This is a genomic window from Pyxidicoccus sp. MSG2 (assembly GCF_026626705.1).
Lineage (GTDB): Bacteria > Myxococcota > Myxococcia > Myxococcales > Myxococcaceae > Myxococcus.
The window spans coordinates 11,609,490-11,630,056 of sequence record NZ_JAPNKC010000001.1; the positions used below are offsets into that span (position 1 = coordinate 11,609,490).

The 20,567-nt window shown below is 69.2% G+C and carries 16 protein-coding genes; 9 read left to right on the forward strand and 7 right to left on the reverse strand.

Going from position 1 to position 20,567, the window contains the following annotated elements:
• Positions 1 to 3: 3 nt before the first annotated feature.
• Together OV427_RS44690 and OV427_RS44695 are read right to left on the reverse strand one after the other, a co-directional pair.
• Positions 4 to 1,476: an ATP-binding protein gene (locus tag OV427_RS44690; protein ID WP_267862350.1), complete on the reverse strand. Its 1,473-nt coding sequence runs from the start codon at positions 1,474 to 1,476 to the stop codon at positions 4 to 6.
• Entirely contained in the window at positions 1,473 to 2,027 is a 555-nt protein-coding gene (locus OV427_RS44695) for a YfiR family protein (protein ID WP_267862351.1), read from the reverse strand. The genes OV427_RS44690 and OV427_RS44695 overlap by 4 nt, the downstream gene beginning before the upstream one ends.
• 296 nt (positions 2,028 to 2,323) lie before the next feature.
• Here OV427_RS44695 and OV427_RS44700 point away from each other — a divergent pair, with 296 nt between their 5' ends.
• The 5 genes from OV427_RS44700 to OV427_RS44720 all read left to right on the forward strand — a co-directional run bounded on the left by OV427_RS44700 (position 2,324) and on the right by OV427_RS44720 (position 11,995).
• On the forward strand, positions 2,324 to 4,414 hold the full coding sequence (locus OV427_RS44700; RefSeq protein WP_267862352.1) for a TonB-dependent receptor plug domain-containing protein: 2,091 nt from the start codon (positions 2,324 to 2,326) through the stop codon (positions 4,412 to 4,414).
• On the forward strand, positions 4,402 to 5,655 hold the full coding sequence (locus OV427_RS44705; RefSeq protein ID WP_267862353.1) for an ABC transporter substrate-binding protein: 1,254 nt from the start codon (positions 4,402 to 4,404) through the stop codon (positions 5,653 to 5,655). The genes OV427_RS44700 and OV427_RS44705 overlap by 13 nt, the downstream gene beginning before the upstream one ends.
• Positions 5,656 to 5,786: 131 nt before the next feature.
• Positions 5,787 to 8,669: an ELWxxDGT repeat protein gene (locus OV427_RS44710; protein WP_267862354.1), complete on the forward strand. Its 2,883-nt coding sequence runs from the start codon at positions 5,787 to 5,789 to the stop codon at positions 8,667 to 8,669.
• 97 nt (positions 8,670 to 8,766) lie between these two features.
• Positions 8,767 to 10,422: an FAD-binding dehydrogenase gene (locus OV427_RS44715; protein ID WP_267862355.1), complete on the forward strand. Its 1,656-nt coding sequence runs from the start codon at positions 8,767 to 8,769 to the stop codon at positions 10,420 to 10,422.
• Positions 10,423 to 10,642: 220 nt separating this feature from the next.
• Entirely contained in the window at positions 10,643 to 11,995 is a 1,353-nt protein-coding gene (locus OV427_RS44720) for a DUF3943 domain-containing protein (RefSeq protein ID WP_267862356.1), read from the forward strand.
• Positions 11,996 to 12,007: 12 nt separating this feature from the next.
• Here OV427_RS44720 and OV427_RS44725 read toward each other — a convergent pair whose 3' ends face one another.
• Together OV427_RS44725 and OV427_RS44730 are read right to left on the reverse strand one after the other, a co-directional pair.
• The gene (locus OV427_RS44725; protein ID WP_267862357.1) at positions 12,008 to 12,871 is read right to left on the reverse strand and encodes an endonuclease/exonuclease/phosphatase family protein; all 864 of its coding nucleotides are present in this window, start codon (positions 12,869 to 12,871) and stop codon (positions 12,008 to 12,010) included.
• 221 nt (positions 12,872 to 13,092) lie between these two features.
• Positions 13,093 to 14,220: a hypothetical protein gene (locus OV427_RS44730; protein WP_267862358.1), complete on the reverse strand. Its 1,128-nt coding sequence runs from the start codon at positions 14,218 to 14,220 to the stop codon at positions 13,093 to 13,095.
• Between the two features lie 139 nt (positions 14,221 to 14,359).
• On the opposite strand from OV427_RS44730, the gene OV427_RS44735 reads away from it, so the two are divergent.
• The 3 genes from OV427_RS44735 to OV427_RS44745 all read left to right on the forward strand — a co-directional run bounded on the left by OV427_RS44735 (position 14,360) and on the right by OV427_RS44745 (position 17,066).
• Positions 14,360 to 15,073, forward strand: coding sequence for a response regulator transcription factor (locus tag OV427_RS44735; RefSeq protein ID WP_267862359.1), 714 nt, complete (start codon positions 14,360 to 14,362; stop codon positions 15,071 to 15,073).
• Positions 15,074 to 15,076: 3 nt separating this feature from the next.
• Positions 15,077 to 16,369: an ATP-binding protein gene (locus OV427_RS44740; protein WP_267862360.1), complete on the forward strand. Its 1,293-nt coding sequence runs from the start codon at positions 15,077 to 15,079 to the stop codon at positions 16,367 to 16,369.
• Positions 16,370 to 16,496: 127 nt separating this feature from the next.
• Complete coding sequence (locus OV427_RS44745) at positions 16,497 to 17,066, forward strand: hypothetical protein (protein WP_267862361.1); 570 nt, start codon at positions 16,497 to 16,499, stop codon at positions 17,064 to 17,066.
• A gap of 48 nt (positions 17,067 to 17,114) precedes the next feature.
• On the opposite strand, the gene OV427_RS44750 is transcribed toward OV427_RS44745, so the two are convergent.
• Both OV427_RS44750 and OV427_RS44755 read right to left on the reverse strand, forming a co-directional pair.
• The gene (locus OV427_RS44750) at positions 17,115 to 18,182 is read right to left on the reverse strand and encodes a GGDEF domain-containing protein (RefSeq protein ID WP_267862362.1); all 1,068 of its coding nucleotides are present in this window, start codon (positions 18,180 to 18,182) and stop codon (positions 17,115 to 17,117) included.
• A gap of 98 nt (positions 18,183 to 18,280) precedes the next feature.
• Positions 18,281 to 18,685: a hypothetical protein gene (locus tag OV427_RS44755; protein WP_267862363.1), complete on the reverse strand. Its 405-nt coding sequence runs from the start codon at positions 18,683 to 18,685 to the stop codon at positions 18,281 to 18,283.
• Positions 18,686 to 19,133: 448 nt separating this feature from the next.
• On the opposite strand from OV427_RS44755, the gene OV427_RS44760 reads away from it, so the two are divergent.
• On the forward strand, positions 19,134 to 19,907 hold the full coding sequence (locus OV427_RS44760) for an SIR2 family NAD-dependent protein deacylase (RefSeq protein WP_267862364.1): 774 nt from the start codon (positions 19,134 to 19,136) through the stop codon (positions 19,905 to 19,907).
• Positions 19,908 to 19,920: 13 nt separating this feature from the next.
• Here the strand turns inward: OV427_RS44760 and OV427_RS44765 are convergent, their stop codons facing one another.
• Positions 19,921 to 20,472, reverse strand: coding sequence for a CAP family protein (locus tag OV427_RS44765; protein WP_267862365.1), 552 nt, complete (start codon positions 20,470 to 20,472; stop codon positions 19,921 to 19,923).
• Between the last annotated feature and the right edge of the window lie 95 nt (positions 20,473 to 20,567).

Genomic DNA, 20,567 nt, shown 5'->3' on the forward strand with positions numbered 1-20,567 from the left:
GCCTCAGTGCGCCGGAGGCGGGGCGGCCGGCTCCAGGTTCCCGGGGCTTTCCCATGGGGGGCCTTCCACCGGTAGCTCGACGATGAAGGTCGCCCCGGCGCCCTGCTGGCTCTCCACCCGGATGTGCCCTCCGTGGCTGGCGACGATGCTCTGGGCGATGTAGAGCCCCAGCCCGAGGCCGCCGTAGTGGCGCACCGACACCGCGCGCTCGAACCGGTCGAAGATGCGCGCCTGGTCCTCCTTCGCGATGCCCACCCCATGGTCCCTGACGCTCAACCATGCGGTGCCCTCCCGCTCGCCCACCTCCACCTCGATGGGCCTGCCTGCGCCATACTTGAGGGCATTGGACAGGAGGTTGCTCAACACCTGGTCCAGCCTCGCCGGGTCCCACCGCCCCACCACGGATTGCTCCGCCTCCAGGGTGATGGCGGTGCCCGCGGCCCGGCACTCCTCGGAGAGCCGCTGGACCGCTTCCCGGAGGAGGGCCACGAGGTCCACCTCCTCCAGGTCCAGCTGGAGCTTGCCGCTGGTGATGCGGGAGACATCCAGGAGGTTGTAGATGAGGGTCTCCAGTCGCCGGAGCTGCTTGCCGATGAGCCGGAGGTCCCGCTGGAGCAGTCCCGTCCCCTGGTCCGACAAGGTGCCTCGCGCGGCGGCCCGCGTGAGCGACTGGACCTCCAGCTTGAGGGGGGTGAGTGGAGTGCGCAGTTCGTGTGAGGCGATGGAGAGGAACTCCTCCCGCACCCGGATGGCCTCCTGCGCCTCCCGCTGCCGGCGCTCCACCTCCACCAGCATGGCGTTGAAGGTGTCGGCCAGGAAGCCAATCTCGTCGTTGCTCACCTTCCGGACCCTGACGGAGTAGTCGCCCTTCTCGGCGACCACCCGCGCCACCTCCGCCAGCGCGAGGACGCGCCAGGTGATGAGGCGCTGCAGCAGGAAGGCCAGCCCCAGCGCGAGCCCGGCCACCCCCACCCCCACCAGCAGGATTCCGAGGAGATAGGCGTTGATGCGGGCCTGGAGCGCGACGGTCGACGTCTGCAGGCGCAGGCTGCCGTAGCGCACGCCCCCGTGGGTGACGGGCTGGACCACGTTGACGTGGTCGTCGTCCAGCCGCACCCACCGCCCCTCTACGGGATGGGAGGGCAGCGGGATTCCTCCGGGGACGCCCGGGCGTTGGTAGGACGCGAGGTGGCGGCCCCTCGCGTCCTGGATCTCGGCGAACTCCAGCTCCGGGAGCGAGGCCATCCGCGCGAGGGTCTGCCGCGCGGCCACCTCGTCCTGGAAGGCGAGCGCCGCGGCGCTGTACTCGCTGGCGACGGCCGCGGCCAGCGACGTCGTGGAGATGAGGTCCTCGCGGAAGGCACGGATGTCCCTCGCGGCGACGATTCCGAGCCCTGTCCCCATCGGGCCTATCAGTCCGAAGAAGAGCAGCACCGTCAGCTTGCTCCGCAGCGAGAGCGCCTCCCAGAACCTCATGGGGGCACCTCCCCACCCACCAGGTGTCCCAGCTGCAACAACTGGGAGCTGAAGCGCAGTCCGCTGCGCTTCGCCTGGGCCACGTTGATGTCGAAGGTCAGCCGGCTTCCCTCCCGCTTCATGTTGATGTGCGCTCCGCGCTCGGCCAGGCCCTCGGTGTCCCCGACGGTGAGGATGGCCTTGCCCGCGGTGCGCGCCAGCACCTGCTCCAGCGAGCCGGCGGCCTCGGGAGGAATCCAGACCAGCGCGCAGCCCTCCACCTCGCCCGGTCCTTCCAGCGTCCGGACCTGGATGGGGCGGTCCTTGATGCGGCGGGTCTGCGCCATTCTCGCCAGATAGGGCTCCAGCGGGGTGTGCCCCAGCAGGCAGAGGGCGAAGGGTGACCCCGGACTCTTGAACCCGGCTTCCGGCCAGTCGATGAACCGCGTGAACCGCTCCAGGAACTCGGCCTTCACCTCCGCCTCGACGGGAGCCTCCGCCCTCGCCACTCCCTGAGGGAGGACGAAGGCAGCGAGGGCCGGCATGAAGCGGAGAATGGACAGAGCCCTCATCGGTGTCCTCCGGCCCCCACGACGGTCGCCGAGCACCTCGTGGTGCGCATCATCGGGAAGGATGCAAAGCCTCACCAGGGGCTGACCCCTCCGGTTGTCCATGGCCAACGAGAGCGCCCTCCCTCCCACTTCGCAATGGCGGTTTTCCACCGCTGCCCGGCCCCGCACGGTCGCCGCGGCTCCAGGTGGAGGGCCCCGCCCTGTACGGCGCGGCCTCTTGACTGCGCGGTGCGCGGTCCCATCTTCCGGGCGTCGCCAGGGCGCATCCCTCTCGAGTGGGCTGCATGGAGCGCACCATGAAGGCAGTGGCCAGGCCCGCGGTCCGCTCCGGCATGGCCCTTCTTGCCCTCCTGGGTGGAACCTCCGTCGCCCGGCAACAGGAGGCCCCCACCCCCGAGCAGGAGCAGACGCAAGGGTCGCTCTCCGAGCTGCCCCTCGAAGAGCTCATGCAGGTGGAAATCGTCACGCCCACCAAGCAGCCGCAGAAGCTCGAGCAGGCGCCCGCCATCGTCTCGGTCATCACACGCGAGGAAATCGCGACGTGGGGCTACCGGAGCGTCGCCGAGGCGCTCGAGCACGTCCCAGGCTTCTACATCATCCGTGACTTCGTGACGCCCAACCTCGGGGTGCGCGGGCTGAGCTCGGGACACCGCGCCTACAACCGCACCCTCAAGGTCCTGATCAATGGCCAGCCCACCACCTTCCGGGCGGATGGCACCAACTTCCTCGGACTCGAGTTCATCCCCATGCGAATCATCGAGCGCATCGAGGTCGTCCGCGGGCCTGCCTCCGCGCTCTATGGGGCGAACGCCTATCTGGCCGTGGTGAACGTCATCACGCGCCAGCCTTCCGCCGACCACCTCGGCGAACTCACGGCCCGGGTGGCCTACGGTCCTCCCACCGGCGTGGGGGGAGAGGTCCTGCTCCAGCACGCCCGGCAGTCGTGGGGCGCGCTGGGCGCCTTCAGATACGGCTACGTCGACCGCTCGGGCTACGAGCTGCCGGTGGCGTCGCCGAACTACGACACGTTCGCCACCCACGAGAGCGAGGGGGACCTCGCGCGGCCCATGTCGGCCTTCGGAGCCTTCGACCTCGAGCCGTCGGACAAGGCGGCACTCCACCTCCAGGTCCTCTACAGCCGCCTGGACTCGTTCGCCGAGTTCCTCGACTTCGGAACGCTGAGCCATGACAACCACCTCGTCGTGGACAACTTCGCCGGCCGGGCGAAGCTCGACCTCGGGCCCACCGACTGGCTGGAGACCAGCGCCTCCGCGGGCTTCTCCACGGGCGGCCCGTCGAGCCGCGAGCGCCTGAATGCCGGCTCGACGGAGACACATCCGCGCCGCGACTTCGGCTATCGCGCCATCGACCTCGTGCTCGAGTCGACCGCGCGGGCGAGCAGGTACTCCCTGCTCGTGGGCATCGACCTCACCCGCGACCTGGAGAAGCCGCTCACCGTCTTCACCGTGACGAACGCCGACGGCTCGGAGACCGCGCCGCTCGGCATCCAGGAGGAGGTGCTGTTCCAGAACCTCGGGGTGTACGGTCAGGGAACCGCCCACCCCTTCGAGTCGCTTCCCGGCCTGGGGCTGACGGCGAACGTGCGGTACGACCGGCACAACATCTACGGCGGCGTCGTGAACTACCACGTCGGCCTCGCGCACGCCTTCACTCCGCAGCTGACCCTGAAGCTCCGGACCGGCACGTCGTTCCTGGCGCCGAACCCGCTGTACCTCTATGCCCAGCCGCTCTACGCGGGGGACGTCGTCGGCAACCCCGAGCTCCTCCCCGAGACGGCCATGACGAGCGAGGCGCAGGTGCTCGTGACGCCGTACCCCAAGCTCCTCGTGTCGGTGAACGCGTACCTGACGGACACGAGCGACACCATCGATCTGCTTCCCCAGGGCGCGCAGACCGTCCTGCCGGTGAACATCGGTACGTCGAGGACCCTGGGCCTCGAGACGGAAGCCCGCTGGTCCCATGGGGGGCACAACGTCGTCGCGACACTCCAGGCGCAGAACACGGAGGAGGAGCGGGATGACCCGTTCCTGGGAACCCTCTCGCAGCCGGCCGCCGCCTACCCACGCTTCCTCGCCGAGCTGGCCTGGACGTGGCGCAGCGGCTTCGCGGGAACCGTGGGGCTGCGCGGCCGGTATGTGGGCGCACGCCGGGCGTCGAGGGGGAACGTCCTGCTCGCCAACACGCCCTACCTGTTCGACCCCTACGCGCTCGTCAGCGCCATCTGGATGTACGAGTGGAAGCACGCGCGCGTGCACCTCCAGGTCAACAACCTGCTGGACTCCCGCTATGCCGAGCCCGGCTACAACGGCGTCGATCTGCCCGGCTTCGGGCGCGAGGCCACGCTGGGCTTCACATGGACACCGTGAGCACGTTCGGCCGCGTCGCGCTCCTCGCGCTCGTCCTCCTGGGAGGCGGGGCCTGCGAGCCGCTCGACAAGCGGGAGTACACGCCCTCCGGGGACTCCATCACGCTGGGCGTCATCGAGACGCGCATTCCGCGCCGCACGGGGTTCGCGGCGCGCCTGGCCGCCCAGGAAATCAACCTCGCGGGGGGCGTGCTCGGCAGGCGCGTCGAGGTCATCGTGGCGCAGGACAGGCTGTGTGATGAGCGCCACGCCCCAGGGGTCGTCAGCGGGCTCCTGGAGCGGGGCGTCGTGGCCATCATCGCCGCGACCTGCAGCGCGGCGGCGCGGGCGGACCTCGAGGTCGTCGCGCCCGAAGCGGCGAACGTGGTCATCGTCTCGCCCTCCGCTTCGTCGTCCATCCTCACGGGGCGTCCCAACTTCTATCGCACGATTGCCAACGACGATCGCCAGGGGCCGCTCCTGGCCGAGGAGGTCCGCCGCCAGGGCGTGGACTCCGCCGCCATCGTCCACGTCGACGACATCTATGGCACCGGCCTCGCGGACGGCTTCGAGCAGCGCTTCACCGCGCTCGGCGGCAGCATCATGGCGAGGGTGTCACATCCGACGGGCAAGACGACCGGGTTCACGGACGAGGTCCAGCGCCTCTACGCCGCCGGAAAGCCCCAGGCCATCGTCATCATGGGGTTCTCCGTGGGCGCCGCCGGCCTGTCACGGGACCTCGTGGCTTCCGCCGACATCAGCGGGGTGAGGTTCTTCGCCTCGGAGGCGGTGTTCGGCCCGGGGTTCCTCACGAGCGCGGACGCCACGGTTGCTCAGGGCATGCAGGGCCTGGTTCCCACGGCGGCCCTGGACGACCCGAACAGACTGCGGTTCGTGGAGGCCTATGAGGCCGCCACCGGAGAGGGCTTCGACATCGAAGACTCCGGCCGGCTCCAGCGGACCTACGACGCCGTCTACCTCATGGCGCTCGCCATGGTGAAGGGAGGTGGCGCGACCACCGAGGCGCTTCGCGACAACCTCATCGCCGTTTCGGGCACGAAGGCCGCGGTGGGGGTTCCCGTCAACGTTGGCGGATTCGCGGAGGCGCTGGAGTTGTTGAGCGCGGGGCAGGAGGTCAACTACGAGGGCGCCTCCGGGCCGCTGGACCTGGACGAGAACGGTGAGCCCTTCCGCGGCACCTATCTGCTCTGGCGTATCGACGGCGGCCAGTTCGTGTTCGACAAGGCCCTGCGATTTCCCTGAGGGAGGAGCGGAGGCACTTCGGGCAGTAGGTGACACGCGGGACGGCCGGGAGAGCCCCTCGTCCCGGCAGGAGGGCGCGCTCACCTTGGGCACCACTTCTCCGCGCGTCCATGCGCAAGGAAGGGAGCCCCATGCGCTTGCCTGCTGGCGTCCTCATCTCTTTGGTGGCCCTGGTCCTGGGCCTGGCCTGTGGCGGCCCGGCGCCAGTTCCTGGCGAGGAGGCGGAAGGCGAGCGCTCCGCCCTGGGGCTCCAGGAGGCCGGGGCCAGCCAGGACATGTCTTCGACGAGCCCCCCGTACCGGGTGGAGGACAGCGTCCCTGGCCGGCTCGGCGCGGGCCCGTTCGAGCTGACGGACGTGAATGGCACGCTCTTCTTCGTCGCCACCGACGCCGACCACGGCTCCGAGCTGTGGAAGAGCGACGGTACGCCCGGCGGGACGCGCATCGTGGAGGACCTCCGGCCCGGCCAGGCAGGTGCTTCCATCCAGGGGCTCATGACCGCGGGACGCCGCGTCTATTTCGCCGCCGACGACGGCATGCATGGCCTGGAGCTGTGGACGAGCGATGGGACGCGCGCGGGAACCCGACTGGTGAGGGACATCGCCGCCGGAGGTGAGTCGTCATTCCCCTTCGCCCTGGCCGCGTTGGAGGGAGTCCTCTACTTCACCGCGTTCTCGCCGGAGCTCGGTGTCACCCAGCTGTGGCGGACGGAGGGCATTCCGGGCACCACGCGCGTGGTGCCCACGGGACTGGCCTCTCCCCCCAGCGCGCTCGTGCCGATGGGCGGCCAGCTCTTCTTCTTCGGTGACCACGTGTTCCAACGTCTGGATGGGGCGACGGGAGCTGTCGTCACACTGCTCGACTTCTCCGACCGGTTCGACGTCTATACGGCGGGCCCGGTCGTCGCGGACGGACTGCTCTATTTCATCGTCGGCGAGTCCCCCATCATCGGCGTGACGCGCAAGGGCGGCGCGCTCCAGGACGTGCCGCGGCTCTTCACGCTCTACAAGAGCGACGGCACGCCCGAGGGGACGGTGGCCGTCGCGGACGTACCGGCGCTGCTCACGTTCGACGGCCCGAACACGCTCGTCACCGTGGGCCGCGGGCTCTTCTTCAGCGCGGACGACGGGCTCGTCGGCTCCGAGCTGTGGACCAGTGACGGCACGCGTTTGGGGACCCGGTTGGTGAAGGACATCCTCCCTGGCGCGGATGGCCCGCACATCCGGTCGCTCACCGCCCTGGGCGGCGCGGTGTACTTCTCCGCGTACACGCCCGACGCGGGGGACGAGCTGTGGCGCAGCGACGGCTCGGAGCGCGGAACCTTCCGGCTGAAGGACGTGATGCCGGGCCTCGCGGGGTCCAGCATCGCGCAGCTCACCGCGCAGGGCGGCCGGCTCATCTTCACCGCACGCGAGCAGGGCAGGGGCCACGAGCCGTGGACCAGCGACGGCACGGCCCGGGGGACGGTGCGGCTCGCCGACCTGGTGTCGGGCGCCTTCTCGAGCGCGCCACATGACTTCACGCGCTCGGGCTCGCGCGTATTCTTCGCGGCCACCGAGCCGAAGCGGGGCACCGAGCTGTGGGCCCTGAAGCTCGGCAGGCACGGGAGCGTGGAGACGGCTGCCGCCGTGGCGGTCTTCCCGGAGACCGGGGACGGTGCGGCCTCGGGGAGCGAGCAGGGGAACAGACACGGCGACCCGGGCGCGGGGCCCGCCTGCCTGGTGCAGGACCTCACCCCCGGACCGGACGACCCCAGCATCACCGAGAGCGCAAGCGTGGGCAGGACGCTCTTCTTCACGGCGGATGACCGGAGCTTCGGCGCCGAGCTGTGGGTGACGAACGGCACGGCGGCAGGCACCCGGCTCGTCGCGGACCTCCGCCCGGGGCCCGACGGCTCCGAGCCCACGGACATGACGCCGTTCGGTGGAGGTCTCCTCTTCTTCGCGGACGACGGCATCCACGGCTTCGAGCTCTGGCGGAGCGACGGCACCCCGGGTGGCACGCGGATGGTGAAGGACATCCACCAGGGGCCCGAAGGCAGCCGTTTCTTCGAAAGCCCGTTCGTGCACCGCGGCGTCGCCTACTTCGCGGCGGACGACGGGGTGAATGGGACGGAGCTCTGGCGCACGGACGGCACGACGGCCGGTACGCTGATGGTCAAGGACCTGTGGCCCGGGAGTATCGGCTCCAGCCCCCAGGCCTTCATCGAGCTGGAGGGGCGCCTGTACTTCATGGCCGTGGAAGAGGCGACCGGCTTCGACCTCTGGCGCACGGACGGCACGGCCGCTGGGACGGTCGCGTTGGACCTGATGCCTGGAGTGGAGAGCCTCTTGTTCACGGACGCCGTCGCGGCGGGTGGGCTGTTCCTCTTCCACCAGTACTCGGAGCTCGGCGACGAGATGTGGCGCAGTGACGCGACGCCGGAAGGCACCTTCCCCCTCGCGGACAGCTACCCCGGGCCGAACAGCTCCTTCCCCTCGGACCTGACCGTGGTGGGCCGGCGTGTCTTCTTCGTCGCGGACAACCCCGATGTGGGCCGCGAGCTGTGGGTGACGGACGGCACCCGTGAGGGCACCGTGCTGGTGAAGGACATCACTCCCGGCGCGGTGTTCGACCCGCCGCAGTTCCTGGTGGCCTTCGGCGGGCGCCTCTTCTTCAGCGCCCAGGACGGTGGCCCCACGGGCCGCGAGCTGTGGGTGAGTGACGGCACGGAGGCGGGCACACGGCTCTTCAAGGACCTCGCGCGCGGGCCGTACAGCGCGTCGCCTTCCTGGCTGTTCCCCGTGGCGGGCACGCTGCTGTTCTCCGCGGATGACGGCATCACCGGGCCGGAGCTGTGGACGAGCGACGGCACGCCCCGCGGAACGCGCCGGCTCCAGGAGCTGGCGCCAGGACTGACAGGAGGGGCCCCGTACCTCTTCACCGCGACGCGCGAGCACGTCTACTTCTTCCTCGGCTTCTCACCCACCGGCCGGGAATGGTGGGCGCTGGAGCGCGAGGACCTCGACGACTGAGTGGAGCGCGGGCCGCAATCACATCCAATTCACCTCCGCCTCGGGGGTTTCCCCTATCATCGGGCATCCCCTGGAGGGGACACCTGGAGGCGCGCCGATGGGACAGGAAGCGGACGTCATTGTCGTGGGCGGTGGACTGGCGGGGCTCGTCACGGCGACGGAGCTCGCGGACGCGGGCAAGCGCGTCACGGTGTTGGACCAGGAGGGGGAGCAGAGCCTGGGGGGACAGGCCTTCTGGTCCTTTGGCGGCCTGTTCCTGGTGGACTCGCCCGAGCAGCGGCGCATGGGCATCAAGGACTCGCATGCGCTCGCGCTGGAGGACTGGATGGGCACCGCGGGCTTCGACCGCGAGGAGGACCACTGGCCGCGCAAGTGGGCGGAGGCCTTCGTCGGGTTCGCCGCGAGCGAGATGCGGCCCTGGCTCTACCAGTTGGGGATGCGCTGGTTCCCCGTGGTGGGCTGGGCCGAGCGGGGCGGCTACGGGGCGGTGGGCCACGGCAACTCGGTGCCGCGCTTCCACGTGACGTGGGGCACCGGCCCCGGAGTGCTCGCGCCCTTCGTGCGGCGGGCGCAGGCGGCGCGGGAGAAGGGGACGCTCACGTTCCTGTTCCGGCACCGGGTGGATGAGTTGCTCGTCCAGGCGGGCGCGGTGGTGGGGGTGCGGGGGATGCGGCTGGTGCCCTCGGACGCGCCGCGCGGCGTGAGCAGCTCCCGGGAGACGGCGGGGGAGTTCGAGCTGCGCGCCTCGGCGGTCGTCGTCACGTCGGGAGGCATTGGCGGCAATCCGGAGCTGGTGCGCAAGAGCTGGCCCGCGCGGTTGGGAACGGCGCCGAAGTTCATGGTCCAGGGCGTTCCCGCGCACGTGGACGGGCGGATGATTCCCATCACCGAGGCCGCGGGAGCGCGGGTCATCAACCGGGACCGGATGTGGCACTACACGGAGGGGCTGCGGAACTGGAGTCCCATCTGGCCGCAACACGGCATCCGCATCCTGCCCGGGCCCAGCTCGCTGTGGCTGGATGCGACGGGCCGGCGGCTGCCGCCTCCGCTGTTCCCGGGCTTCGACACGCTGGGGACGCTCGCGCACATCATGAAGACGGGGCACGAGCACTCGTGGTTCGTGCTGAATCAGCGAATCATCAAGAAGGAGTTCGCGCTCTCGGGCTCCGAGCAGAACCCGGACCTGACGAACAAGGACTGGCGCGGGGTGCTCAACCGCGCGGTGGGCAAGAAGGCGATGGGGCCGGTGGAGGCGTTCAAGTCGCACGGGGTGGACTTCGTCGTGGCGGACAACCTCCGGGCGCTGGTGGAGGGGATGAACACGAAGACGGAGACGCCGCTGCTGGACTACGCGACGGTGGAGCGGGAGGTGCTGGCGCGAGACAGGCAGCTGGACAACCCGTTCGGGAAGGACCTCCAGATCGCGGCCATCCGCCAGGCGCGCGCGTACCGGGGGGACCAGCTGGTGCGCACGGCGAAGCTCCATCGCATTCTCGACCCGGAGGCGGGGCCGCTCATCGGCGTGAAGCTGAACATCCTGACGCGCAAGACGCTGGGCGGGTTCGAGACGGACCTGTCGGGCCAGGTGTTCGGGACGAATGGGCAGGTCATCCCCGGCCTCTACGCGGCCGGCGAGGTGGCGGGGTTCGGCGGTGGCGGCGTGCATGGCTACCGGGCGCTGGAGGGCACCTTCCTGGGAGGGTGCATCTTCTCCGGCCGCGCGGTGGGCAGGGCGCTGGCGGGGACGCTCTAGCAGCAGGAAGTGCGCAACCTCCAATTGTCGGAGATGCCCCTCCCCGGAAGGCGGGACGCCTCGCGGATGTCGGCTGCCTACCTTGGATGTGCGCGGCATGGGCCCGCGACGGGGCTGGCGGATGCGTGGGGTGCGGTCATTCGCTTTGGGAACAGGCCGCCTCGGTCCGCGACGTGGAGGGCGCCGGAGCGGGGTCCAGGCGGGGCGGCTTGCCCTGGGGATGCTGGCGCTCATCTCCGCCGCCGCGCGCGCGGAGGAAGCGACGCTGCCCGCGGATGCCCCCCGGGCCGAGCCCTCCGTCGAGGAGTCCACGGCGCCGGAGCCCCACCCGTGGCTGGCGCTGGGGGAGGTCACCGCCATCAACCTCGTGGTGTGGACCTATGACCGGACGCTCGGCCAGAAGGTCTGGGCACGTGTCAGCCTCCAGACGTGGAAGGACAACCTGCGTACGGGCTTTGTCTGGGATGGGGACGGCTTCTCCACGAACCAGTTCGCGCACCCCTACCACGGTAGCCTCTACTACACGGCCGCGCGTGACAACGGCCTCTCCTTCGTGAGCGCCATCCCCTTCACGCTCCTGGGGAGCGTCCAGTGGGAGCTGTTCGCGGAGACCGAGCCGCCATCCATCAATGACGTCATCAACACCACGATGGGCGGGGTGGCCATGGGCGAGGCACTCTACCGACTGTCTTCCACCGTGCTCGATACGGAGGCCACGGGGCGAGACCGGTTCGGCCGGGAACTGACGGCGGGCCTCATCAGCCCCATCCGTGGAGTCAACCGGCTCCTGCGCGGTGATGCCTTCCGGCAAGAGCCCACTCCCTCCGACTGGCGCTCTCGCGCGCTCGCGGGCTGGGGCTCGGTGGGCTACCTGATGCTGGGGGACGGCAAGCTCCTGGCGGGAGGCAAGCACCAGTTCTTCACCCAGTTCGCCCTGCGCTACGGGGACGCCTTCCGTGGCGACATCCGTCGCCCCTTCGACGCCTTCGACGCACACATCCAGTTCACCACGCGGGAGGACAGCCTGGTCAGCCATGCGCTGCTGACGGGCCTGCTCGCGGCGAAGGTGCTGGTGCGCACCGAGCAGGACGAGGTGCGGCTGGGTCTCTCGCAGCAACTGAGCTACACGGACACGATCGAGTACGAGGTGGGCGGACAGTCCCTGGACGTGGGCCTGCTGCACCAGCATCAGCTCTCCGCGAGCTCGAAGCTGAAGACGGTGCTGTCGTTGAAGGGCAGTGTCCTCACCGGCATCTCCTCCGCGCATGAGGGGCGCGAAGGCCGCAACTACGACTATGGCCCCGGCGTGGGCGTGCAGCTCCGCATGGTCTACGCGCGCGACGCGTGGGACGTTCTCACGCTGGAGGCGGACATGTCGCGCGTCGCGGTGCTGGACGGAGCGGGCGGCTCGCACCAGGTGCTCACCGGGCAGCTCCAGGTGGACGTGCCCGTGCGCGGCGGGGTGGGCCTGGGCTCGGAGGTCAACGTCTTCCAGCATCACAGCCGCTTCGACGGCTTCCCGGACGTGTCCAAGGACACCTACGAGCTGCGCTTCTTCCTGTCCGTGCACTGAAGTGCCACCGTTTCACGGACCTTCCACGAGCGTCGGCTCCTGCACCGCGGCCTTGGGCAGCGCGAAGTCCGCCACCACCGGGAAGTGGTCGGAGAGCCACACGTGCTCGACCTGGGACCTGCGCTGCTTGAGTCCCTGGAAGAAGATCCAGTCGACCTGATGGGGCGTCAGCGTGAGCGTGCGGTTGTATTTCTTGAGCGTGGGCTGCAGCCCGTGGCTTTCAATCTCGGTGATGGAGGCCTCCCGGCTCCAGACGTCCCAGTACTTGCTGAGGCTGTTCAGGTCTCCCAGCAGGATCACCGGCGCGTCGGGGTGTGTCGCGCGCCACTCAGACAGATGATCGAGGATGACCCGCGTCTGCCTGAGCCGTCCCTCCTCCCAGGTCAGGTGGTCCTTCTCCGGGCGATTCTCCAGGTGCGCGTTGTAGACGCGGATGCGCACCGTCCCCGTCCCGTCCGAGGAGGGCACGTCGATATCCGCCCAGACGGCGGAGCGGGGCTGGCGGACGTTCGGCAGCTCGATGGCTCCCGAGTCGACGATGGGATGGCGGCTGAAGATGGCCTCGACCCGGGCGCACATCGTCTTCTCGACGGGGTCTGCCAGCGCGAACGCCGAGTAGGACGGGCCACCGAACGAGCGCATGAGCGCGTCGAAGTAGTCGAGCTGCCAGCCGCCCCCATCCGAGCACAGCTCCTGGAGACCGAGGATGTCGACATTCCACATCATCTTGCGCTCGTGGAACGCCTCGCTCATCGAGCTGGACCCTCCCTCCCGCTCGTCAATCAGGGCTTCACCGAGGTGCACGTTGTAGGAGATGACGCGCAGCCTCCCCTCGGAAGCGGGGATCCTGTCGAACAGCGGCTCCGGCAGACTCATGCAGCTCGTCCCAAGCAGGAGCTGCACCGCACAGAAAGTCAGCAGCCTGGCGAGCCGGCGCCTGCGAGCGTGGAATGGATTCGAAAAAGGCACGGGCCCGTAACTTCCGGGGCCGGCCTTCTCTTTCACGGCGCCGGACGCGCGGGCGACCTCCCGCTTCTCCTCCTTGGCCCCGGAAGCGGCCGGCTGCCGTGCGGCAACCGACCTTCAGGCAGGACGGGCTACACGCGAGAGATGCTGAGCCGCGCGAAGATATGCCAGGGCGAGTCGTTCGGATTGGCGCGCAGCACGACGTCCGCGGTCTGATCCGTTCTGCCGGACTGGTGTTCCATGACGATCTGGGCGTCGACGTTCGTGGTGAACCAGGTCTCAATCAGACTGGGTATCATGTTGGCGCTGCTGATGCTGCCGACAGCGATGGCATCATCGTTGGAGATTTGCTCCGGAATACCTCCGGCAAGCCGCAGCCGGCAGTACCCACCGTTCGCCAACTGCTTGTTCTGGACCATCCCATCCAGCTTCGCGATCTCCTCGGGGTTGTCGCGCGGATACAGGAAGGCCGTCGTCGAGAACCCGGTGATGTGGTACGTCCCTGGCGGAAGCGTGATGAACCCTGTTTCGAGGTCGAGCTGGATGGAGTTGTCCGGCGAGCGCGCCTCCACGCGGGTGAACACGCGCGGTTGCATTCCCCCCGCTGGCATGTACTTCGTCTCTGGGGAGTCCTCGGCGAAGACCGCGAACATGCGGGAGTAGCTCACCGGTTCCGTGGTCCAGAAGTAGCTGTCGCGCTCCTTCCCGTCCCGGCCGTCGAGCGTGGACACCGATTTCTGACCGTCGACGCCGCCCGAGAGCCACCGCTGCTCCGTGGTGCCCACCTTGAGGCAGATGGCGCTCCCTCGCTTGACGCTGCCGCTGCCCGGGATTTCGAAGTCCTGCATCACGGTCCAGTGGTAGCTCCCATCCTCCGAGGCTCCCGCGCCGTCGCGCGTGGACACCTGATTCTGGGGGGTGCCGCGGCCTCCCGTGAGCCACCGCTGCGCCTTGCCGCCCACCTTGAGATAGATGACGTCGCCATAGCTCACGGGCCCGCTGCCGACGGTGTCGACGCCCTTCATCACGGTCCAGCGGTAGGTCTCCTCCACCGTGCCGTTCTCGCCGTCGAGCGTGTACACCTGGGTCTGCCCATCGCTGCGGCCACCCGAGAGCCACAGCGGCGCGTCGCCACGCACCTTGTTGAGGTAGATCGTCTCCCCATAGATGAGTGCATCCGAAGTGGGTATGAGCTCCGGCGCGGGCTGGGCCTTCGCTGGACTGCTCGTCACGCTGTCACGACTGGCTTGCTTTGACATGTCATCCTCCTGGAGTTGCACGGAACGATGGCACATCAGACAGCGAGGCTTTACGGGGGATACGAAGTGATACAAACGCAGCCGGTGCGGACGTGCTCGCAGCGGGGCGTGTATGCTCCGTCCGGGAGCACCGGCGCCTATGGAGAAGCAGAGCCAGACATCCACGTCGACACCCAGCGTCTTCATCGTGGACGATGACCGGGCGCTCACGGCAATGATTGCCGACTACCTGCGAATGCACGGTTTCAGCGCCGAGAGCGAGGTCAGCGGTGAACGCGCGGTGCCGCGGATCCTCGCGACGCGCCCCGACCTCGTGGTGCTCGATGTGATGCTCCCCGGCAAGGATGGCTTCGCCGTCTGCCGTGAGCTGCGCGGCGCCTACCCGGGTCCGATTCTCATGCTGACCGGGCGTGGCGCCGAGGTGGACGAGGTCGTCGGTCTGGAGAGCGGCGCCGACGACTACCTGCCGAAGCCGGTCCGTCCCCGCGTGCTCCTCGCGCGGCTGCGAGCGCTCCTGCGCCGCACGAGCGCGCCCCCCCAGTCGGATGGCACGCCCGTTCGCGTCGGCGAGCTCACGGTGGATTCCACGCGGCGAACGGCCTGGCTGCGTGGGAAGGAGCTCGACCTGACCTCTGGCGAGTTCGACGTGCTCCTCCTGCTCGTGGCCCACGCGGGACAGGTCGTGAGCCGGCAGCTCATGTACCAGCGGCTCCGGGGCGTGGAGCAGGACGACATCGACCGCTCCGTCGACCTCAGGGTCTCCCGGCTTCGACACAAGCTGCGCGAAGCCTCCGGCGAGGCGGACGCCATCAAGACGGTCCGCGGCGTCGGTTACCTCTACACAGTGAGCTGACCCGTGGACAGGCTCTTCCTCCGCGTCTATCTCCACATCTTCGCGGGCGTGCTGCTGGCTGGCGCCGTCGCCCAGGCGTTCGTCATCCCTCGGATCAACGCGCAGCTCGCGCGGAACATCGAAGTCTCTTTCGCGGTGCCGGTCGCGTTGATGGCCGAGATGTTCGAAGAGCGCTACAGCCAGCACCACGACTTCGGAGGTCCCGCCGAGCAAGCAGCGAAGCGCTTCGAGGTGCCCGTCGTCATCATCCCCCGGGCGGACGCACCGCTCGGCGCCGACGCTCTCGGACGCCTCGACGTCGGGGAGGTCGTGCGGGCGGGCCCCGTGTTCGCATCCGTCCTCTATGCACGCATCGAGGGGACGGGGCACGTCCTCCAGGTGGGGCCCATGCCGCTCAGGTTCCCGCTTGGCGGCGCGCGCGGCGCCGGGCTCTTCCTCTGCTTCGTCGGAGGGCTCTCGCTCGGTGTCTTCGCGCTCCTGCGCCCCATCCGCCGACAGCTCCTGGACCTCCGGCGAACGGCCGAGGCGCTCGGGAGGGGGGAGCTCGACGCACGGGCCGCGGTCGGCTCACGCGACGTCATTGGTGCGCTCTCGACGGCGCTGAACCACATGGGCGAAGACCTCCAGCGGTCGATTGCCATGAGAGAAGAGCTCCTCCACATCACGTCGCACGAGCTCCGAGCACCGACCCAGCGGTTGCATTTCAGCCTCGCGCTCGCGCGCGAAGCCGTCGAGCCCGATGACCGCGAGCACGCGTTCGAGCGGGTGGAGCGCAGTCTCGAGGAGCTCGATCAGCTCATCGATGAACTGCTCACCTACGTGCGGTTGAAGGGGCGCCGCGCGCCGGCTGGGGCTTCGGTGGACGTGGGCCCGGTCCTCGCCGAGCTCTGCGAGACCCTCACGATTGTTCCCAGCAGGGCGACGATATCCGCCCCCGTGCCCGGCGCGGAGTCGCTCGTCGTTCGCGTCGAAGCCCGGCTCGTCGAGCGCGCGGTGTCGAACCTGATACTGAATGCCCTGCGGTATGCGAAGTCCCGGGTCCAGGTCAGCCTGACCCGGGAGGGCCGAGCGATTCACATCCACGTCGACGACGATGGGCCGGGGATTCCGCTCGCGGAGCGGGAGCGGATCTTCGAGCCGTTCCACCGCCTCGACGACGAACGTACGGACGAGAGCCCCGGCTTCGGGCTCGGCCTCGCGATTGTCCGCCGTATCGCGGAGGTGCACGGCGGGAGCGTCGCCGCGCTCGGCTCGGAGCTCGGCGGTGCACGGTTCACGTTGTCCTTCCCGGTGTGAGCCCAGCCGGTTCCTGCGCGACAGACGCGCGTGATACACCGGCTGGAGCCCACAGCGCGGGGGGGCATACCCGGGGCTCGCCGCGCTTCCCAGCCTCCGCCGGGAATTCGACGCAAGGACACCGCCCATGAAACTCCTGAATCCGCTCGCAACCGCGCTCACGCTGACGCTGCTGCTGACCGCCGTTCGTGGCGAGGCCTCCAACTACCCGCCGGACTACGCCGTCTGCAATGTCTACGACACGCAGACGACGGGGCCATTCGAGGTCATCCGCCACACGACGAAGCTCCCGGGCCGGTACGCCACGCTGACGGTCGCCTACCGGGGCTACCTGCGCGGCAGGTACCCGGACAACCAGATCAGCATCTTCGTCAAGCTCAACGGCCAATACGCGGTGCTGCCGGCGCTCTCGGGCACGAACAACGACGCATACATCTTCCTGAACGCGGGGCCCCGCGCCTGTTTCATGTGCACCAATTACACGAACGCGCCGGGATGCAGTGAAAGCAATTATGGCCAGTGGGTGTGCTCGTGGCCTTCGGCCACGGAGAGCCACGTGTTCCTGTATGGGTGGAACGAGCTCTACCAGCAGAACGTCTGGGACATCGAAGTGGCCGCGACGGCCAACGGCGAGTGGGACAGCAACTACGGCAACAACTTCTACGCGCAGCTCCCCGCGCGCTCGAGCTGCTGGTAGCGGAGTCGCCGGGTGGCGGATGTGCGGGAAGGGGAGGTGGCGCAGCGGTCAGCCGTGCGCCGCCGCGCAGACCTTGTTGCGGCCGGTGTTCTTCGCGGCATAGAGCGCCTGGTCGCCGCGGGACAGCAACTGGTCGAGCCCTTCGCCCGGGAGCCACTCCGCCACCCCCACGCTGACCGTGAACGTGAGTGCCTTCCTGACCTCGGGCACCACGGCCTCCGCGAGGGATTGCCGCAGCCGCTCGGCCACCCCCAGCGCCCCTTCCGCGCCGGTCTCCGGCAGGACGATGGCGAACTCCTCGCCGCCCAGCCGCCCGAGCACGTCCACGCTGCGCAGCGCACCCTGGCAGGTGCTCGCCAGCGTGCGGATGACCGCGTCGCCCACCGGGTGGCCATGGGTGTCGTTGATGCTCTTGAAGCGGTCGATGTCGAGCATCAGCAGCGAGACCGGGCGTGTGCCGCGGCGTGCGCGGTCGAGCTCGTGCTCGGCATGCTGCAGGAAACTGCGTCGGTTGTGCGCCCCGGTGAGCGCGTCGCGCGTGGCCAGCACCTCCAGGTCCAGCTCCATCCGGAAGGCGCGCCGGGAGAGCCGCTCGGAGAGCGCCGCCAGGATGAAGCCCGCCGTGGCCCCCGAGAGGAGGAACACGTTCACCGCGAAGAAGAAGAGGCTGCTTGCCCCGGAGACGAGCCCGAATACATTCACCACCACGAGCAGGAGCCCATGGCTGGTGATCGCGTGGAGCAGTGAGGTCGTCAGCGCCGCGAGCATCACCACCATCAGGAGCAGCGAGCCCACGGCGAGCAGCTCTCCGAAGCGCAAGTCCACCGAGAGCCGGGTCACCGATGCGGCCCCCACTCCCACTCCCGCCAGCAGCAGCAGCTCCGCCCGCTTCCGTGTCGGCTCCCAGCGCGCGAGCAGGTGCAGCGCGAGGTACGCCCCCACCGCCAGGAGCCGCACCGCCATGTTGCGGCCCAGCTTCTCGGGGTCGAGCTGGTAGTCCAACCCCATGAAGGCGAAGAAGAGCGTCGCGGCCACGAGGAACGTCCAGCGCAGCTTCGCCTGGAGCTCGCGCGAGCCCCGCTCCGCGTAGCGCTGCTCCTCTTCGGTAGAGAACACTGTATCCATAGCCCCCCGCACCAGCCCACCACCCTCAATAGCGCCCCAGCCCTCCGGGCTTCAAGAGGAGGGGGGATGACTGGCATTCGAGCAGGATGTCAGTACGCGTCATCGTCGCGGATGCTCCACTGGTCATCGCGGGTCTCCGGCTTGCCAGTGGGCCGGAGGTGCGCGAACGACAGGGTGATCTCCACCACGAAGTCACGCGGCTGCGGAGGCTTGCCCAGATAGACGTAGCGCGTCCTGTTGCGGATGCATGCGTTCAACATCGCCACCCCCGCGGGCTCCACCCGACCGCCTGTGCCCTGACCGTCGGCGCCGAACTGCGCGCGCAACGTGTAGCGCCGGGGAGTGTCCTTCTGGCGAAGGATGGCCTCGCGGCCACAGTAGTCGTAGTCCTTCAGGTGTCGCGCCAGCCGCTGGGCGCCCCAGGCCTCGTTCGTCTGGGGGATTCGCGGGGCGGGCTTCGCCACCTCGGGCCGAGGGGCGGGCTCGGGCTCCACCGGCGGGGGCCTGGGGGGCTCCTCGGGAGGGGGGAGGGGGAGAGGGCGTGTCGCCTGGGGTACGGGCTCGGCGGCAGGCCGTGGCCGTGGTGCGGGTCGCCCCAGCTCTGACGGGGCCGCGACCAGGAAGGCCACGAGAATGCCCGCGAAGCACGTCACGACGGCGGTCCCCAGCGCGATGAACAGGACTGCGCGGCTCTGCCGCGCGGAAGCGGGGGAGGGAGTGGCCCGAGGCGCGGTGCGCTGCGGCAGCCAGGGCGTCGGCCGTGCGGCGCCGCAATGACCGCAGGCCGGCTCTTCGGCGGGCTGCTTCAGGAAGGGAGCGCCACAATGGGGGCATCGAGGAGGAGTCGCCACAAGGTGACTCTAGTGGTTTGGCTGACACCTGGGGCGAAGCCGGGACGCCTTCGCCGGGGAATCCCCGCCGCCGCCGGGTTAGGGTCCATGCATGGCGGACTCCTTCACGAACGACGACGAGCTGCAGCGGCTGCGCGATCGGCTGAGGGCGACTGCGTGGCGCCAGGTCGTGGTCCTCACCGGAGCGGGCATCTCCGTCGCCTCCGGGCTGCCCACCTACCGTGGCCCCGGTGGGTTGTGGACGCTGCGGGAGGCGGAGGAGGTGCCCGACGCGGCGATGGCGGCCCGGGAGCCCTCCCGGGTCTGGAGCCTGTTCGGTCCGATGCGCAAGCACCTCCGGGCCGCGGCGCCCAATGCGGCCCACCTCGCGCTGGCGGAGTGGGAGTCCCGGCCCGTTCCGGGGCGGACCTTCACGCTGGTCACCCAGAACGTGGATGGACTGCACACGTTGGCGGGCAGCCGCAACGTCGTCGAATTGCACGGCTCGCTGCTGCGCACGCGCTGTGGCAATCCGAAGTGTGGGCTGCCCCCGTTCGAGGACCTCACCGAGCGTGTGCAGGCGGAGCCGTGCGAGCGGTGTGGCCAGCCCCTGCGGCCGGACATCACGTTGTTCGATGAGCCGCTGCCCGTGGACGCGGAGTGGGCCGCGAAGAAGGCCCTGCGCGAGTGCGACCTCTTCCTCGCGGTGGGCACGTCCGGCACTGTCTCTCCCGCCTCGAACTTCGTCCGAGGCGCGAAGTACGCGGGGGCCTGGACGCTGCTGCTCAACCTCACGCCCATGCAGCCGCGCCACCCGGACTTCGACGTGGAGGTCCTGGGGCGCGCCGAGGTGCTGCTCCCGTTCCTGCTGGGCGAGGAGGCCTGAGCGTGGACCGGGGTCAGCGCTTGGGCATGACGTTCGTCTGGAACGCCCCCATCATGTTTCCTGGAGCCTGATAGTTACAGACCACATACGTTTCGTACCACTTGGAGCCCTTCCCCTGGGCGACAGCACAGCCCATCTTGGTGGTGCCCTTCCAGACCAGCTGGGTGAAGTGGCCGGTGGCTCCAGAGAAACCTCCGGTCTTGAAGTTGTATTGGCTGATCTCGTCGTACCAGGACTTGACGGCGGCATTCACAATGCCGGATGCCCCCGCTTTTGTTTCACTCCCACCCCAATAAAGGTTCTCACCGTATTTGTGGTCGAGTCCCCGGTGGCCCTCGCTGAGACCTTCATGGGTCGAGACAGCCTTCGCGCGGCTCTTCGCGTAGGCCACGATCGAAGGATCCACCACCAGGGCGGGAGTGCCATGCCTTGCGCGATACTCATTGTGTAACTTCAGCAAGGTATTGTTGAGCTCGGCAGTCGTGACGTCAGGGAAGGGTTCGCGCGCGAATGCGGTGGGCGTGGTGAGCAGCAGCAGGGTGAGCACGACTCGATGGGTACGCATGGTCTGCAGGCTCCTGACGGGCAATGGATGGCGAATCCACTCCACCGGGTTACCACACTCCTCTTCTGCTGAATTGGCACGACGCGGCGTGCCCG